General features: G+C 69.8%; 17 protein-coding genes and 1 tRNA gene. 9 read left to right on the forward strand and 9 right to left on the reverse strand.

The genetic code is table 11. The annotated features are described in order from the left end of the window. The first annotated feature begins 18 nt into the window (after positions 1-18). On the forward strand, positions 19-897 hold the full coding sequence (locus AB0B64_RS12300) for an SMP-30/gluconolactonase/LRE family protein (RefSeq protein WP_357938089.1): 879 nt from the start codon (positions 19-21) through the stop codon (positions 895-897). A 32-nt stretch (positions 898-929) separates the two neighbouring features. Here AB0B64_RS12300 and AB0B64_RS12305 read toward each other — a convergent pair whose 3' ends face one another. Continuing rightward, a complete protein-coding gene (locus AB0B64_RS12305) occupies positions 930-1664 on the reverse strand; it encodes an ABC transporter permease (RefSeq protein ID WP_357938087.1) in 735 nt (244 codons plus the stop codon). Continuing rightward, positions 1661-2566 (reverse strand): ABC transporter ATP-binding protein, encoded by a 906-nt coding sequence (locus tag AB0B64_RS12310; protein ID WP_357938085.1) that lies wholly within the window; start codon positions 2564-2566, stop codon positions 1661-1663. The genes AB0B64_RS12305 and AB0B64_RS12310 overlap by 4 nt, the downstream gene beginning before the upstream one ends. Positions 2567-2675: 109 nt before the next feature. On the opposite strand from AB0B64_RS12310, the gene AB0B64_RS12315 reads away from it, so the two are divergent. The 3 genes from AB0B64_RS12315 (at position 2676) to dnaN (ending at position 5916) form a co-directional block, all read left to right on the forward strand. Further along, positions 2676-4109, forward strand: a complete 1434-nt coding sequence (locus AB0B64_RS12315) for a histidine kinase (protein ID WP_357938083.1) — start codon at positions 2676-2678, stop codon at positions 4107-4109. After that, positions 4106-4756 carry a response regulator transcription factor gene (locus tag AB0B64_RS12320; RefSeq protein ID WP_225300970.1) on the forward strand — a complete coding sequence of 217 codons (651 nt, stop codon included), beginning with the start codon at positions 4106-4108 and terminating at the stop codon, positions 4754-4756. The genes AB0B64_RS12315 and AB0B64_RS12320 overlap by 4 nt, the downstream gene beginning before the upstream one ends. Positions 4757-4818: 62 nt before the next feature. Further along, positions 4819-5916 (forward strand): DNA polymerase III subunit beta, encoded by a 1098-nt coding sequence (gene dnaN, locus AB0B64_RS12325; protein ID WP_357938081.1) that lies wholly within the window; start codon positions 4819-4821, stop codon positions 5914-5916. Between the two features lie 10 nt (positions 5917-5926). Here the strand turns inward: dnaN and AB0B64_RS12330 are convergent, their stop codons facing one another. From AB0B64_RS12330 to upp, 6 genes are all read right to left on the reverse strand, one after another. Then, positions 5927-6604, reverse strand: coding sequence for a FadR/GntR family transcriptional regulator (locus AB0B64_RS12330; protein ID WP_225300972.1), 678 nt, complete (start codon positions 6602-6604; stop codon positions 5927-5929). Between the two features lie 98 nt (positions 6605-6702). Continuing rightward, a complete protein-coding gene (locus AB0B64_RS12335; RefSeq protein ID WP_357938077.1) occupies positions 6703-8046 on the reverse strand; it encodes a helix-turn-helix transcriptional regulator in 1344 nt (447 codons plus the stop codon). A gap of 96 nt (positions 8047-8142) precedes the next feature. Further along, positions 8143-8673, reverse strand: a complete 531-nt coding sequence (locus tag AB0B64_RS12340) for a PH domain-containing protein (RefSeq protein ID WP_225300974.1) — start codon at positions 8671-8673, stop codon at positions 8143-8145. Beyond that, positions 8670-8828, reverse strand: a complete 159-nt coding sequence (locus AB0B64_RS12345; protein WP_225300975.1) for a hypothetical protein — start codon at positions 8826-8828, stop codon at positions 8670-8672. The genes AB0B64_RS12340 and AB0B64_RS12345 overlap by 4 nt, the downstream gene beginning before the upstream one ends. A gap of 97 nt (positions 8829-8925) precedes the next feature. Continuing rightward, positions 8926-9150 (reverse strand): hypothetical protein, encoded by a 225-nt coding sequence (locus AB0B64_RS12350; protein WP_357655252.1) that lies wholly within the window; start codon positions 9148-9150, stop codon positions 8926-8928. A gap of 128 nt (positions 9151-9278) precedes the next feature. Continuing rightward, positions 9279-9917 (reverse strand): uracil phosphoribosyltransferase, encoded by a 639-nt coding sequence (upp, locus tag AB0B64_RS12355; protein WP_357938075.1) that lies wholly within the window; start codon positions 9915-9917, stop codon positions 9279-9281. 140 nt (positions 9918-10057) lie between these two features. Between upp and AB0B64_RS12360 the strand changes: the two genes are divergently transcribed. The 5 genes from AB0B64_RS12360 (at position 10058) to AB0B64_RS12380 (ending at position 15030) form a co-directional block, all read left to right on the forward strand. Continuing rightward, positions 10058-10567 (forward strand): tRNA adenosine deaminase-associated protein, encoded by a 510-nt coding sequence (locus tag AB0B64_RS12360; protein WP_358176779.1) that lies wholly within the window; start codon positions 10058-10060, stop codon positions 10565-10567. Positions 10568-10583: 16 nt separating this feature from the next. Next, positions 10584-11060 carry a tRNA adenosine deaminase-associated protein gene (locus tag AB0B64_RS12365; RefSeq protein ID WP_357938072.1) on the forward strand — a complete coding sequence of 159 codons (477 nt, stop codon included), beginning with the start codon at positions 10584-10586 and terminating at the stop codon, positions 11058-11060. After that, complete coding sequence (gene tadA, locus AB0B64_RS12370) at positions 11057-11512, forward strand: tRNA adenosine(34) deaminase TadA (RefSeq protein WP_357938069.1); 456 nt, start codon at positions 11057-11059, stop codon at positions 11510-11512. Before AB0B64_RS12365 ends, tadA begins: the two co-directional genes overlap by 4 nt. Before the next feature lie 10 nt (positions 11513-11522). Then, positions 11523-11612: transfer RNA gene (locus AB0B64_RS12375), tRNA-Ser, on the forward strand. Positions 11613-11784: 172 nt separating this feature from the next. Further along, on the forward strand, positions 11785-15030 hold the full coding sequence (locus AB0B64_RS12380) for a BREX system ATP-binding domain-containing protein (protein ID WP_358176782.1): 3246 nt from the start codon (positions 11785-11787) through the stop codon (positions 15028-15030). On the opposite strand, the gene AB0B64_RS12385 is transcribed toward AB0B64_RS12380, so the two are convergent. After that, positions 15015-15716, reverse strand: a complete 702-nt coding sequence (locus tag AB0B64_RS12385; protein ID WP_357938063.1) for a hemerythrin domain-containing protein — start codon at positions 15714-15716, stop codon at positions 15015-15017. The genes AB0B64_RS12380 and AB0B64_RS12385 overlap by 16 nt on opposite strands. Positions 15717-15784: the final 68 nt, after the last annotated feature.

Here is a 15784-nt window from a genome sequence, read left to right on the forward strand (position 1 = left end):
ATCCCCACGGAGCTCGAAGTGCTGGATGAGCGCTTCGCCGTGGTCGGCGGTGACGACCTGGTCGAGCGGATCTACTTCGGCACCCGCTGGGCCGAGGGGCCCGTCTATTTCCCGGCGGGCCGGTTCCTGGTCTGGAGCGACATCCCCAACGACCGGATGCTGCGCTGGGACGAGATGACCGGCGCCGTGGGCCCGTTCCGGCAGCCCGCCGGCTACGTCAACGGCAACACGCTCGACCGCCAGGGCCGCCTGATCTCGTGCGAGCAGGGTCAGCGGCGGGTCACCCGCACCGAGGCCGACGGCTCCATCACCGTGATCGCCGACCGGTGGCAGGGCAAGCGGCTCAACAGCCCGAACGACGCGGTGGTCCGCTCCGACGGCTCCATCTGGTTCACCGACCCCGCCTATGGCATCGACAGCGACTACGAGGGCTTTCGAGCCGAGCCGGAGATCGACGGTTGCCATGTCTACCGCGTCGATCCGGTGACGGGCGAGGTGACCCGGGTGGCCGACGACTTCGACCGGCCCAACGGGCTGGCCTTCTCGCTGGACGAGTCCCGTCTGTACATCGCCGACACCCGCCGCAGGCACATACGCGTGCTCGACGTGCACGACAACGGCACGCTCTCGGGCGGCAAGGTCTTCGCGCAGGGAGGCGACGACGACCGCTTCGACGGGATGCGGCTGGACGACACGGGCCGGGTGTGGGCGGCGGCGGGCAAGGCGGTGCTCTGCCACGACCCCGACGGGACGCTGATCGGCCGGCTCCGCCTGCCCGACGATGTCGCCAACCTGGTGTTCGGCGGCCTCAAGCGCAACAGGCTCTTCATCGCGTCCTCGTCCTCGCTCTACTCGGTGATGCTGAACGTCACGGGCGCCCGCCCCGTCTGGTCCTAGCGCCACTCCCGGCGAAAGCAACCGGATCAGCGCTACTCCCAGCGGAACAACCGGATCGCGATCCCGCCGAAGACCAGCAGCCCGGCCGCCATGACGACGAGGTGCAGCGGCTGCGGCGCGTGGCCCGCCCAGGTGTCGCGCAACGCCTGGGCGAACGGCCCCGCCACCGAATAGTCGCTCACCACCCGCAGCGCGTCCGGCATGACCTCACGCGGAATCCACATGCCCGCCACGAACATCAGCGGGAACATCACCACCGACCCGATCCCCGGCGCCGACTTCCCCGACGGCGCGACCGAGGCGATCACCAGCCCCAGAGCCAGCAGCGCGGCCGAGCCGAGCAGGAACACCAGCGTGAAACCGGGGAGCTGCTTGGGTATCGCGACGCCGCGCACCAGGTTCCCGACCACCACCAGGAGGACGACGGACACGGTGCCGATGGCCAGGTTGATGATGAGCTGGGCGGCCAGGAGCCGCCCCGGCGGAACGGGCGTCGTCGACATCCGCCTGAGCACCCCCTGCTCGCGATAGGTGACCAGGACGGCCGGCAGCACCGTGCAGGCGAGCGTCAGCACCGCGAGCAAGGTCATCTGGGCCGGCAGTTGGGTGTCGATGAACCGCTGGCCGCCCATCGCCGGATCGGGCGCGGACAGGTCGGGAATGCTGCCGAGCGCCAGCAGCAGGGCGAGCGGCAGGCCGATGGTGAAGACCATCGTGGGCCACTGCCGCAGATGCAGCTTGGTCTCGACGAGGAGGATCTTCTTCATGACAGTTTCCTTCCGGTCAGTGCGAGGAACGCGTCGTCGAGCGTGGCCTGCTCGATGCGCAGGTCGGCGGGGACGACCTCATGCCGGGCGAGCGTCAGCATGACGGAGGTGGCGAGGTCGCCGGTGCCCGTCACCACGACCTGCTCGCCGCTCCTGGCGACCTCGCTCACCTCGGGCAGGGCCAGCAGGAGGTCGTCGGAGAAGGGCGCGGTCGGCCGGAACCGCAGCCGCTGCGCCCCGCCCACCTGGGCGATCAACCCCGCGGGTGTGTCGGTGGCGACGACCCGGCCCTCGTCGATGAGCGCGACGCGGTCGCAGAGCCGCTCGGCCTCCTCCATGAAGTGGGTGACGAGCACGACCGTCACGCCGGAGTCGCGTACCTGCTCGACCAGCTGCCAGGTGTCCCTGCGGGCCTGCGGGTCGAGGCCGGTGGTGAGCTCGTCGAGCACCGCGACCCGTGGCCGGCCCACCAACGCCAGCGCGATGGACAGGCGCTGCCGCTGGCCACCGGAGAGCTCGCCGAAGCGCTCTTCCCGCTTGCCGCCGAGCCCGACGCGCTCGATCAGCTCGGACCAGTCGGCCGGGTCCGGATAGAAGGAGGCGTAGAGATCCAGCGCCTCCCACACCTTGAGCTTGTCGGGCAGCGCGGCACTCTGCAGCTGCGCGCCGAGGACGCGCCGCAACGCGTCCCTGTCCTGCTGAGGGTCGATCCCGGTCACGCGTACGGTGCCACGATCGGGAGTGCGCAACCCCGCGACGCACTCGACGGTCGTGGTCTTGCCGGCGCCGTTCGGGCCGAGGATGCCGAAGATCTCGCCATCCGACACCTCGAACGACACGTCATCCACCGCCACGTGGTTCGGGTACCGCTTGTGGAGGTTCCTGACCTCGATGACTTTCATGCCTTAGACGCTAGGAATTCCGGCTCTCGCGGAGAATCGGGCTGGGTACCCGGCGAAGGTGTATCTAGCTGCAATATGCGCGATGCCGTGGATCGCGCACACTGGGAGCATGCTGAGAAGGTACGTCCAGGTCGCGGCGTTGCTGGCGCTGATCCTCGTCGAGGTGCCCACCGCCGTCGTCTCCTTCTGCCTGCTCGTCCTGACCTTCGGCCTCGGCGTGGTCCCCCTCTTCCCGCTGCAGGTGCGGCTGGCCAGGCAGGTGGCGGAGCGCAGGAGACGGTTGGTCGGGGAGTGGTTGGGAGTCCGGATCGACTCGCCGTACCTGCCCAAGCCGCCGCCCCCGCAGCGGCAGGCCGACGGGATGTACCGCTCGCACCGCACGCTGTACAAGTCGCCGCGGGTGCCGGCCTGGAACGACAGGTGGAAGTGGCTGGTCTCCGACCCGGCGACCTGGCGTGACTGCGTCTGGCTGGTCCTGGACCCGGTGGTCAAGCTGGGCCTGCTGCCCCTGCTCCTGCTGCTGCCCGACCGCGGGCTGCGCGTCTACGGCATGTGGTGCGAGCTGGTGCTGTCCGCGACCGCGGCCAGCCGCCTGGCGGGGCAGGTCAACCACCTCCAGCGGGTACGCAACCTGGCGGCCGACACCCAGTCCGCGGAGATGCGCAGGATCGAGCGCGACCTGCATGACGGCACGCAGGCGCGGCTGGTGGCGATCGGCATGACGCTCGGCGCGGTCGAGCAGCTCGTCGACACCGACCCGGCCGCGGCCAAGGCGCTGCTGTCCAAGGCCAAGGAGGCGTCCTCGGAGACGCTGACCGAGCTGCGTACCGTCATCCGCGGCATCCACCCGCCGGTGCTGGCCGAGCGCGGGCTCGCCGACGCCGTGCGCGCCCTGGCCATCGACAGCCCGCTCCGGGTGAACGTGGACGTCGATCTGCCGCACCGCCCGGAGCCGCCGGTGGAGGCCGCCGCCTACTTCGCGGTCAGCGAGCTGCTGTCCAACGCCGCCAGGCACGGCGGGGCCGCCACGGCCACCGTCGACGTCAGCGGCAACGGCTCCGACCTGCGGATCTCCGTGATCGACGACGGCATGGGCGGCGCCGACCCCGGCAAGGGCAGCGGCCTCATGGGCATAGAGCGGCGGCTGGCGGCCTTCGACGGGGTGCTCGCGGTGCACAGCCCGCCCGGGGGACCGACCACGGTGACCATGAGCATGCCCAAGGTCCTGCCGAATCACTGGGCGGGCAGCCTGCCCAAGCTGCCGCGCTGGAAGGCCGCCCTGGTGGTCACGCTCTGGCTGACCTCCTGGTGCCCGCTGTTCCCCCAGGGCATCGTGGCGGGCATCTTCAAGGTCTTCGGCATCCCGGAGAAGGCCTGGTTCCTCGCGTTGTACATGCCAGAGCCGTGGCAGTGGCCGGTCATCCTGTTCATGATCGCGCTCGGCTGCGCCATGTACCTGACGGCCACTCTGCTCCCGGCCTGCCACAACAGGGATCGCTGGTGGGCGGAGGCGACGCCGCGCCGTCTATGGTTCAGCAGATGAACCGTGTTCTCGTCGCCGAAGACCTCTACCTGCTCAGAGACGGCCTGGTCCACCTGCTCCAGGCGCACGGCTTCACGGTCGTGGCCGCCGTGGAGAGCGGGCCCGAGCTGCTCAAGGGGCTGATCGAGCTGCGCCCCGACGTCTCGATCGTGGACGTACGGCTGCCGCCCACCTTCACCGACGAGGGCCTGCAGGCCGCGCTGGCAGCCCGTCAGCAGGTGCCCGGCCTGCCGATCCTGGTGCTGTCGCAGCACGTCGAGCAGCTGTACGCGCGTGAGCTGCTCGCCGACGGGTCCGGCGCGATCGGCTACCTGCTCAAGGACCGGGTGTTCAACGCCGAGCAGTTCATCGACGCCGTACGCCGGGTCGCCCAGGGCGGCACCGCGATGGACCCCGACGTGATCGCCAAGCTGCTGGCCAGCAACGCCAGGAACGAGCCGCTGGCCGCCCTCACGCCACGTGAGCGGGAGGTGCTGGAGGCGATGGCCGAAGGGCGCTCCAACGCCGCCATCTCTCAGCGGCTCTACCTCAGCGAGAGCGCGGTGGCCAAGCACACGGCCGGCATCTTCGCCAAGCTGGGTCTGGCGCCTTCTGACGACGACAATCGCCGGGTCCTGGCGGTGCTCGCCTACCTCAACAGCAGATAGTCGCATTGTCGGTGGCACCGGCTACCTTTCATAGGAGGCAGCAACACGAAAGGGTGGGTCAGGTGAAAATCCGGGTAAACCGCGATGTTCTGGCAGACGCGGTGGCGTGGGCCGCCAGGGTGCTGCCCAGCCGCCCTGTGGTGCCCGTGCTCTCGGGCCTGCTGCTGGGCGCCGACGAGGAGCTGAGCCTGTCCGCGTTCGACTACGACGTCTCGGCCCAGGCCAGGATCGACGCCGACGTGGCCGAGCAGGGCCAGGTGCTCATCCCCGGCCGCCTGCTCGCGGAGATCAGCCGCAGCCTGCCCGCCGACGATGTCGAGATCGTCACCGAGGGCCAGGAGGCGGTCCTGACCTGTGGCAGCGCCGAGTTCGGCCTGATCACGATGCCTGTCGAAGACTTCCCGACCATGCCCACGATGCCGCCGAGCATCGGCGCCATCGGCGGCGGCGTCTTCGCCTCGGCCGTGGGCCAGGTCGCGCCCGCCTCCAGCCGCGACGACACGCTGCCGATGCTCACCGGCATCAGGGTCGACATCGAGGGCGAGTCGGTCACGATGGCGGCCACCGACCGCTACCGCATCGCGGCCCGCGACCTCACCTGGCGCCCGGCCACGCCCGACGTCGCGGTGTCGGCCATGGTGCCCGCGCGTGTGCTGGTCGACGTGGCCAAGACGCTGCGCGGCGGCGAGGTGGCGGTGGCGCTGGGCGACGGTGTGGCGGGCTTCGAGAGCGTCGGCCGCAGCACCACGGTCCGCCTGCTCGACGAGCAGTTCATCGACTACCGCGCCAGGCTGACCGCCGACTGGTCGATCAGGGCCGACGTGCCGGTGACGGCGTTCGTCAACGCCATCAAGCGGGTGGCGCTGGTGGCCGAGCGCAACACCGCGATCCGGCTGTCGTTCAGCCAGGGCCACGTACGCATCCAGGCCGGCGGCGGCGACATCGGCCGCGGCTCCGAGGTGGTCGAGTGCGAGCTGCGCGGCGACGACATCCAGATCGCCTTCCAGTCGCAGTTCCTCCTCGACGGCCTGACCGGCATAGAGACCGACCTGGCCCGTCTCAACATGGAGTCACCGACGAGGGCCGCCCTGATCCAGGATGTTCCTGGCGACGGGCAGCCCAGCTTCCGCTACTTGGTGATGTCGCTGCGCCTCGGGTGACCCTTGCGGGTTATTCGCCCTCGGTGAGCGCGATGAGAATGTGCTCCATGCAGGCATGCCCGGCGCGCTCGGCGGCGGTGGCGTCGCCCGAGGAGATGGCGCGCGCGATGGCGTCGTGCGGGATGTAGCTCTTGTTCAGCGACGTGCCCGCGGCCGTGATGCTGGCCCGCAGCGCCGCCGAGAAGTCCTCATAGAGGTCGATCAGCACGAGGTTGTGCGTGGCATGCGCCACGGACATGTGGAAGGCCAGGTCGGCCTCGACGAAGGCGTCCGGGTCGTCCAGCTCCCAGGCGCGGTCGCGCTCGGCCAGGGCGGCCTCGATGCGCAGGATGTCCTCGTCGGTGCGCCTGGTGGCGGCCAGGCGAGCAGATTCGACCTCCAGTGCGCGGCGCACCTCGAGGATCTCCAGCTGCTCTGCCTGGCGCAGACGCCTCAGCATGGCGCCGGAGAGCTCGCTGGTGGCGCGGACATAGGTCCCGTCACCCTGGCGGCACTCCAGTAGCCCGGCGTGTGTAAGCGCGCGTACGGCCTCGCGAACGGTGTTGCGTCCCACTCCGAGCTGCTCCGCGAGCACCGTCTCAGTTGGGATCTTGCCGTTCATCTGCCACAACCCTGAGGTGATCTGCTCCTTGAGCTGATCGATCACCTGGTCGACGAGCGAAGCTCGCTGAGCCGTACGCAGACTCACAGTCCGCCTCCTCCGGGGTGCCAGTCATCCCATGAGTCAATGACTGGTAGACCCTAATTATTCCAGACTCAAAAACCAAATCTGGAGCTCCCGGAGGGTTAGCGGTTCACTGAAACGTCGATCTTCACCCCTGCCAGTGCGGAATGGACTCCGGCGGCCTCCAACGCCCTGCGATAGGCGCTGGTCTGCTGGGCCTTGTCCCCGGAGCTGCCGTAGAGGTCGCCCAGCTCTCGCCAGCAGCGTGCGGCCTGCCTGTCGGAGCCGAACACCGGACGGTTGAGCGTCTCGAGCAGCTGCCGAGCCTCGCCGAGAGACCTCGACGCGTCGGCGTCCAGGGCGAGCGCGACGGTGGCGAGCACGAGGTGGGCCTCGGCCGGTGCCGTGCCCGGGGCGTCGTGCACCAGGTCGAGCGCCGAGGTGGCCAGCTCGCCCGCTCGCACGGCGTCGCGCGCCCGCAGCTTGACCCTGGCGTGCGCGATGAGGCTCTCGCCGTGCTCCTGCGTGCTGCCCGCGGTGCTCGCGAACACGCGAGTCGCCGCTTCGGCCCACCGGTCGGCTTCGGCGATCGGCGCGGAGTCGAGCCTGGCCCAGTGCATGGCCACGCGGGCCAGCTGCAGCGTGAGCCTGGTCGGCCGGCCCGCCATGATCGCGTCGTCGGCCAGGCGTACGGCCAGTGCGGAGTCCTCGCCACCGGCCGCGGCCACACTGGCCTGCCAGAGGGCGTGGATCTCAGCGGAACGGTCCACAATCTCAGGCACGCCGCTGGCGTCGAGCACCCGCCGCACGAATCCGAGCTCGGGAGAGTCGCCCTCGCGTCCGCTGCGCACCTCTACCAGCGCGGCGGCCAGGTCGATGGCGATCTCGCCTTGCGTGACGGCCAGCCGCTCCGCCTGCTCCAGCGCGTGCGCGGCCAGGTCGCGGGCCCTCAGGCGGTCGCCCGCCCGCTGGTAGCAGCGGCTCAGCGCGACGGTGAGCGGCAGGTCGGCCAGCCGCTCAGGATGGGCCGCCGCCTCCCTGCGCAGCCGCTCGAACGCCTCGACCGCCTGGCCGAGCCGTCCTTGCGCTTCGAGGGCACGGGCCCTGCCGAGGCGGGCGTGCGCGGTCAGCAGTGCGTTCTCCTCGTCGGCCGCCTTCACGATCTCCGTGAAGCGGTCGGCCGCGAGGACGGGGTCGCCATGCTGTAGCTCCAGCTCAGCGTGGCGCAGACCGAGCTCGGTATCGATGCGCTGCCGAGGCTCGATCCCATGCAGGAGGAACTCGGTGGTGCACCCCAGGCGCTCGGCCAGGAGTCTTGCTACAACCGGAGTCGGAGTCCGCTTGCCCGACTCGATGAGCGAGACATAACTGTCAGACAGGTCGGGTCCGGCCAGTTGGGCCTGTGACATCCGCCTGTTTAGCCGCAGTCCTCGGACGCGGTCACCGATGGTTCCCTGACTCGGCATCTCATCTCTCAAGGCGGGGAAGGGTCAACACTCCGCAATGATTGCATGAAGTGGCGCAATCGGGTATCCCCACGTGAAGAATTCCCCACGGCAGGATTAATCGTCGCTGTCGTCCTTGCTGGGGAAAAGCATCTGGCACACTTCGAGGTACAGAGTCTCCGGATACGGAATGTACTCGACTGTTGACAGTGCCTGATCCTGACCAGCGGATTCAAGGATGAACTCACCGTAACCGAGCATGCGCCCAAGGAGAGATCTTTGGAAGCTCATGTCGGTGACCTTGCCCAATGGCATCATCGCGACTTTGCGCGTGATGAGGCCTGTGGTGAGCAACATCCGCTTTGAGGTAACCACAAAGTAGTCGACCGACCACTCCGCGACTTTCCAAACAAAGCGGATCAAGAGCAGAAGCCAGAGCCACCAGACGACGACGAGGGCCGTGCTGCTCCCCTCGCCGCCGAAAATCTTGCTGAGCAACCCGGCGATGATGAGGCCGCCGAAGACTTCGGCGACCGGGCGAAGCAGCACGGCTGGGTGACGCCGTACCATGATGACCTGTTGTTCGTGGGGGAGAAGGTAGCGGTTGACCGACGCCGGAGCAGAGTCCCCGTGGGTCACAAGTCTCATGCGAGGTTGTTCACAAATTGGGCCAGTGAGTCGGCCGCGTTGATCACGTTGTCGAACACTCCTCTGACCGCGTCCGCGGCATCGGTTGGTCGCGCGAACAGGTAGTACGCCACAAAAGCCATACCACCGTATGTGAGGACCTTTTTGACCTGCACTGTCGCCTCCGTACCACTTACCTACTCCACCCGCTCTCTACATTACCCACCCCAATGCCGGGGTAAAGGTAACTTGACGGGATAGTTTTGATCTTGCTTAGCCGCGTTCGCTGGCCACGAGAGCCAGGACGTGAAGGTGCTTGCGCGCGATCCGCTCGACGAGACTCGGATGGGCGTAGCCCGTGACCTCCAGCGCGCCGTAGTGCGCCGCTTCGACGCAGCGCGTTACGGTGATCGCGGAGTGGATGCCGGCGAACTCCTCGCGGAGTGCCGTCTCCACGTCCGCGTACGGACTTGGCTCCGCCTCGGTGTGGTCGCTCACGACAACACCTCGGTAGCCGGAAAAACGCTCATCGCTGCTCCCCCCACGCGCATGCGGAAGTTGCCTTCCTCTCACCTCATACCCACGAGACAACAGTATGTAACGAAGTGAGTGCGCAGCGTGACGAGTCAGACCACCCCGTACAAACGATCTCCGGCGTCACCCAGACCTGGAACGATGTAACCGTTCTCGTTCAGCCGCTCGTCGAGGGCGGCGGTCACGACGCGGATCGGCTTGCCGGAGTTGGCGAACACCTTGTCCATGTACGCCAGCCCTTCGGGCGCCGCGAGCAGGCAGATCGCCGTGACGTCCACCGCCCCGCGGTCGAACAGGAACCGCACGGCCGCGGCCAGCGTGCCGCCGGTGGCCAGCATGGGGTCGACCACGTAGCACTGGCGCCCGGACAGGTCATCGGGCAGCCGGGTGGCGTAGGTCTCGGCCTGCAGCGTCGACTCATTGCGGATCATGCCCAGGAAACCGACCTCGGCCGTGGGCAGCAGCCTGGTCATGCCGTCGAGCATGCCGAGACCCGCCCGCAGGATGGGCACGACCAGCGGATAGGGCTTGGCCAGCCGCACCCCATGGGCCTCGGCGACCGGCGTCTGCACGCTCACGTCCACGACCCGCACATCGCGCGTCGCCTCGTACGCCAGCAGGGTCACCAGCTCGTCCGCGAGCCGGCGGAACGTCGGCGAGTCCGTCCGGACATCGCGCAGCGTGGTGAGCTTGTGCGCTACGAGAGGATGGTCGACGACGAGGGTTTCCATAAGGGACAACGCTATCTTGTGTGCAACGAACCGGCACGTCGCGTCATGGGTTTTGATCACAATTTGGTCGGAGCAGCCCACGGGGGGTGGCCGGGTCTGGAACGATTGGATCCCGTAGTGACCACGTCGTGGGGTGGACGATGACAGAAGAAGATGCGCTCGACTTCGCCATCGTGGTCTATCGCGAGGACGAGTGCTGGGACGCCGGCCTGCTACCGGTCGCGCTGACGACCGATCTGCATGGGCTGATCAAGGCGCTGCGCCAGCAGCCGAGCGAGAGCGGCACGATCGGCCTGGTCGCCGTGGGCGACGAGTTCTTCGTGGCGCTGCGCGTCCTGGGTGATCGCGTCGATGTCTTCCTGTCCGACATCGCCGCCTCCTGGGACTTCCCGCTGGCCGAGCAGGTCCTCGACTACCTCGACGTGCCGATCCCCGACGAGGAGGAGCTCGACGAGATCCTCCAGGACGAGGACACGGTGCTCCCGGCCGGCGATCTGTCCATCTTCGCGGACCTGGGACTCGACGAGATGGAGCTGGGCATACTCTCCGGCGACATCGAACTCCTCCCGGAAGACGTACTCTCCAGCATCGCCGCGCGACTCGGCTTCTCCGAGCCGTTCGAGCGGGCCATCGAATCGGTCTTCGGCTGACCCCTGGAGCACGGACATGGCGTCCAACACCTTCTCTGCGGCCTTCGTCAAGATCTCCGGCGGTTGGAGCGGCGCCGAGGTCGATCTCGGTGACGCCGAGATCGTCGACGACTTCGGCGACGCGGTGACCGAGGCCCTCGGCCTGTCCGGCGACGAACTCGCCCTGCTCTGCGTCGAGGTGGAGGACGAGTGGTTCGCCATCGTCCGCTACCGCGGTGACGACGAGCCGCGGGTGTTCCTCTCCGACGCGCACGCCATCATGTCGGACAGACTCGGCGAGCTGTTCGCGGAGTTCGCCGGGGTGGCGCCCGACAAGGACGGCAACGGGCTGGGCGTCAAGCCGTCCGGCGACTTCGACCTGCTCAGCGACCTGGGCGTGGGCTCGGAAGAGCTGCTGGAGCTGTCCATGGAAGAAGGCGTGCTGCCGGCCGACATCCTCTCGGTGATCGCCGAGCGGCTGTCCTTCGCCGACGAGCTCGACCGGTTGCGGTGAACCACGCCGACGCGATGCGCCTGGCCCTGTCCGAGGCCGCCGCGGCCGGCGCCCGGGGCGAGGTCCCCGTCGGCGCGGTCGTGCTCGGCCCGGGGGGCGAGGTGCTCGCGTCCGCCGGCAACTCCCGTGAGTCTTCCGCCGATCCGACCGCGCACGCGGAGGTTCTGGCGCTCCAGCAGGCCGCCCGGTCGCTCGGGGGGTGGCGGCTGAGCGGCTGCACGCTCGTGGTCACGCTGGAGCCGTGCACGATGTGCGCGGGGGCCGCGGTGCTGGCCAGAGTCGACCGCATCGTGTACGGGGCCGTCGACGAGAAGGCCGGGGCCGTGGGGTCACTGTGGGACGTGGTCCGCGACCGCAGGCTCAACCACCGCCCCGAGGTCGTCATGGGTGTGCTGGGCGAGGAGTGCGCTGCGGTACTAAAGGAGTTCTTCGGCACTCGGCGGATCCGGTAAGCTCGTCGACGGTGGTGTCGCCTAGTGGCCGAGGGCGCACGCCTCGAAAGCGTGTGATGGGGCAACTCATCCGTGGGTTCAAATCCCACCACCACCGCCACCTATTGGGCCTCTGACCTGTCTGACCGGGTCAGGGGCCTTTTGCTGTGCGAGGACGCCAGGGGACGTGGACGAGACGGCTACCCCAAGACCAGGCGACACGCATTTACCAGGCTGACTGCTCACCTTTCTCTTGTCGTAAGATCAGGCGATTTCATGAGGGTGGTAGCGCTGTGGACATCCGTGTGCTGGGCCCGCTGGAGGTCGTCGGTGACGACGGGCGGTCGTGTCAGATCACCTCGCTGAAGTTGCGGGCGCTGGTGAGCGTGCTGGTGCTGGCGGAAGGCCGGCCGGTGGCTCCGGCGGCGCTGATCGACCGGCTGTGGGGCGAGGAGGCGCCGGCCGAGGCGATGGCGTCGCTGCACTCGTACGTGTCCAACCTGCGCCGCCTGCTGGAGCCCGGACGCCGGGCCAGGGCGCAGAGCCGGTTGCTGATGTTCGGGCCGGTGGGCTACACGCTGGCGATCGAGCCGGAGCAGGTGGATTCGACGCGGTTCCTGCGTCTGGTCGGGCAGGCCGAGCAGGCGGCCGAGCCGGCCGAGGCGGAGCGGTTGGCGGGCGAGGCGCTGGCGCTGTGGCGCGGTGAGCCGTACCAGGATCTGGACGGTCAGGAGTATGTGACCGCTGTCAGGGCGCGGCTCACCGAGGCCCGGGAGCGGGCCCGCGAGCTGCGGGTGAGCGCGGTCATCCAGCAGGACCGCCACGGCGAGTTGCTGGGTGAGCTGGAGGCCCTGACCCATGAGCACCCCCTGCGCGAACGGCTGTGGGCGTTGCGCGCGCTGGCGCTCTACCGGAGCGGCCGCCAAGGGGAGGCTCTGGAGACGCTGCGCACGGTCCGCCGGATTCTGGCCGAGGAGCTCGGCATCGACCCGGGCGAGGAGTTGCGCGCGCTGGAACGCGACATTCTCCACCAATCCCCCGCGCTGTTCCCCCACCGGCCGCCGCGCCCGCCCGAGCCGGGGGTGGTCGAGCGGGGGATCACGGGCCGGGAGGAGGAGCTGGCCGCGCTGGACGGGTTGCTGGAAGCGGCGGCGGCGGGCCGCACCGGGTTCTCGCTGATCACCGGAGAGCCGGGGATCGGCAAGACGCGGCTGGCCGAGGCGTTGGTCAGCCGGGCCCGTGCCCGGGGTTTCACGGTTGCGGTGGGGCGGTGTGCGGCGACGGAGGGCGCGCCGGCGTTCTGGCCATGGGTGACGGTGCTGGAGCGCTTGGCCGACGCGTTGCCGCCGCTGCCCGCCGACGTGCGCGCGAACCTGCCCGGAGTCGGCTCCGCGACCGGGACCGACCCCGAGGGCGCGAGGTTTCGTACCTATGAGGCGGCGGCACGGGCGCTGACCGCGGGCCTGCGGCCGGTGCTGGTGGTGCTGGACGACCTGCACTGGGCGGACCGGTCCTCGCTGCGGCTGCTGAGCTACCTGGCCGGGTACGTGCTGGACGGCAAGCTGGTCGTGGTGGGTACGGCACGCGACTGGCCGCCGCCGGAGGGCGCGCTGGCCGAGGCGTTCGAGGCGCTGTCGCGCCGGCAGGCGGTGCGGCTGCCGCTGTCCGGCCTTTCGGCTTCCGAGCTGGGCGAGCTGACCCCAGCGGGCACTGACGTCCGGGCGCTCAGAGACCGCACGAACGGCAATCCGTTCTTCGTCACGGAGCTGACGCGTTACCTGGAAGCCGGGTCGCCGGGCCGCGGCACGCTGCCGCTGGGCGTGCGGGACGTCGTGCTCGGCCGGGTGAACCGGCTGCCAGGGCCGTCCGCCGAGTTGTTGCGGGTGGCGGCGGTGGCCGGGCGGGAGTTCGACGTGACGATCGTGGCCGAGGCCGCCGGGCTCGACCTGGACGCGGCGCTGGACCGGCTGGAGCCGGCCATGGCCGCCGCCCTGGTCGGAGAGGGGCGGCCCGGCCGGTTCCGGTTCGTGCACGCGCTGGTGCAGGAGGCGCTCACCGAGGTGGTGCCGGTGCTGCGGCGGGCCCGGCTGCACGCCGCCGTGGCCGCCGCGATCGAGTCACGTACCGGCGGCTCGGCCTCCGACCGGTTGGCTGCCGCCGCGCACCACTGGTTCCAGGCGATTCCGGCCGGCCACACCGCGCGTGCCTGGCGGGCGGCGTGGCGGGCGGCCGAGGAGGCCAAACGGCTGCGCGCGTACGACGTGGCCGTCGAGCTGCTGGAGCGGGCCGACCGCGTGGCCGAGGACGACCCCGGGCTGGGCCCGGCCGAGCGGATGGATCTGCTGTTCGCGCTGGCCGAGGCCAGGTTCGGGGCGGGCGACTCGGCGGGGCAGGAGGCCGAGCTGACGCGGATCCGCCGCCTGGCCAAGCAGGAGGGCGACCGGCGGCGCTGGATCGAGGCCGCGACCGGGTACGGCGGCCGCGTCCTGCAGCCCTGGAAGGTCTACGGCGACTACGACGCCGATCTGCTGGCCGACCTGATGGAGCTGGCCGCCGACGAAGGGCTGGAGCCGTCGGCCCGGGCCCGGGTGCTGGCCTGCCTGGCGCTCCAGGCGTACTACCAGCCGGGACGGGATCCCGTGGAGCGGGACCGGTGGAGCGCCGAGGCGGCGCGGCTGGCCCGCCAGGAGAACGACGCGACGCTGCTCGGCCGGGTGCTGTTCGCCCGCTACTACGCGCTGCTCGACCCGGACTCGGTGCACCAGCGGCTGGAGGCGGGCGAGGAGATGGCCCGCGCCGGGTTGGCGGCGGGCGACGACGAACTGCGCACGATCGGGCTCACCTGCCAGGGCGGCACGCTGCTGGAGCTGTGCCGGGTGCGGGAGGCTCTGGACGTGCTGGCCGAGGCGGAGCGGCTGATCGGACGTACGCACATGCCGTATCTGCGCATCATGCTGAACTGGCTGCGGCTCGGCGTCATCATCCAACGCGGCGACCTGGAGGCGGCCGAGTCGCTGCTCGCGGCCACCGACGCCGAGCAGCGAGCGACCTCGATGTGGGGTGCGGAGTCGACCACGGCCGGCGCCACGTACCAGATCGCGCTCATGCGCCTGCGCCGCGGGACAGCGGACACGGCGCTGCCGCCGCTGGACATCTCGCACCAGCAGCTCGACCAGTTCAACCTGGACGGGTACGCCCACTACCTGGTGGCCGGCGGCCGGTTGGAGGAGGCGCGTAAGGCGCTCGGGCCGTGGGAGCGGCAATCGCCGATCCCACGGACGTTCGTCTACTTGTTCTGGCTGGTCGTCCGCTGCGAGATCTGGGCGGCGCTGGGCGACCGGCAGGCCTGCGCCGACCTGTACGAGGAGGCGTCCCCGTACGCCGACCGCATGGGGATCTCCGGACTGAGCATGCTGATGTGGCCGGTCAGCCGGTCGCTGGCGCAGCTGGCCGAGGCTCTGGGCGACGCCGAGGCGGCGCGGCGGCACGCCGAGCACGCCGAGAGCGTGGAGCGGGAGCTGGCTCACCCCCACAGGTAGGACATGCGCCGCCGGTATCGGCCCCCGGCCAGGGTGCTGAGCAGCAGCAGCGGCCTGGGCGAGGTCTTGCGCAGGTGGGCCTCGACGTCGGCCGGCAGGTCGGAGGTGATCCAGCCGAGCAGCATGATCAGCTTGCGGAGCCCGTACTGCTTCGTGAGCGTCTTGTGCATTTCCGCGTCCTCCTCCGGCGTGATGTGGGCCATCATCAGCGGGATCCCATCGGTCTCCTCGTGCGCCAGGTGCGCCCCGAGGGTGTCGGCCAGCGCGCGCAGGGCGACCATGAGCCGTTCGCGCCCCTGCTCAGACGGGCCGGCGTCGAACGCCTGGAACGCCTCGGTGCTCTCGCGGAGCCAGTGATCGCAGGCCTCGTGCTCGGCCTCCAACGCGTCGATCGTGCCGATCGCCTCCGGCGCCCGCTCCCGCAGCCGCGGCCAGACCGTCTCGTCCTCGGCGGTGTGGTGGTGGTGCAGCACGAACAGCACCCACCCGTGGTGCTCGCGCAGGGCGGTGACGCGCCGCCGGTCGCCGAGACGGACCCGGCCGATCGCGGTGATCAGGTGGCCGAGGTCGCGGCGGAAGCCGTAGTGCGCCAGGTACATGTTGGTCATGTCGAGCGGCCCCGGCGCGGCGGCGGCCTGGCCGGGCAGCGTGATCTGCGGCAGGTTCGGGTGTGCGGCGGTGCGCATGGTCGTACTCCTTCTCATTCTGGAGGGATGCCGGCATCGTGGCTTCTCGCTCTTGGGGGAGTCTGGAA

It is taken from the genome of Nonomuraea sp. NPDC049129 (genome assembly GCF_040648495.1).
Lineage (GTDB): Bacteria > Actinomycetota > Actinomycetes > Streptosporangiales > Streptosporangiaceae > Nonomuraea.

Coding starts and splice junctions, on each gene's coding strand:
- AB0B64_RS12305 (WP_357938087.1), bottom strand. CDS start 1,664: ATGAAGAAGATCCTCCTCGTCGAGACCAAGCTGCATCTGCGGCAGTGG.
- AB0B64_RS12310 (WP_357938085.1), bottom strand. CDS start 2,566: ATGAAAGTCATCGAGGTCAGGAACCTCCACAAGCGGTACCCGAACCAC.
- AB0B64_RS12315 (WP_357938083.1), top strand. CDS start 2,676: ATGCTGAGAAGGTACGTCCAGGTCGCGGCGTTGCTGGCGCTGATCCTC.
- AB0B64_RS12320 (WP_225300970.1), top strand. CDS start 4,106: ATGAACCGTGTTCTCGTCGCCGAAGACCTCTACCTGCTCAGAGACGGC.
- AB0B64_RS12335 (WP_357938077.1), bottom strand. CDS start 8,046: ATGCCGAGTCAGGGAACCATCGGTGACCGCGTCCGAGGACTGCGGCTA.
- AB0B64_RS12340 (WP_225300974.1), bottom strand. CDS start 8,673: ATGAGACTTGTGACCCACGGGGACTCTGCTCCGGCGTCGGTCAACCGC.
- upp (WP_357938075.1), bottom strand. CDS start 9,917: ATGGAAACCCTCGTCGTCGACCATCCTCTCGTAGCGCACAAGCTCACC.
- AB0B64_RS12360 (WP_358176779.1), top strand. CDS start 10,058: ATGACAGAAGAAGATGCGCTCGACTTCGCCATCGTGGTCTATCGCGAG.
- AB0B64_RS12365 (WP_357938072.1), top strand. CDS start 10,584: ATGGCGTCCAACACCTTCTCTGCGGCCTTCGTCAAGATCTCCGGCGGT.
- AB0B64_RS12385 (WP_357938063.1), bottom strand. CDS start 15,716: ATGCGCACCGCCGCACACCCGAACCTGCCGCAGATCACGCTGCCCGGC.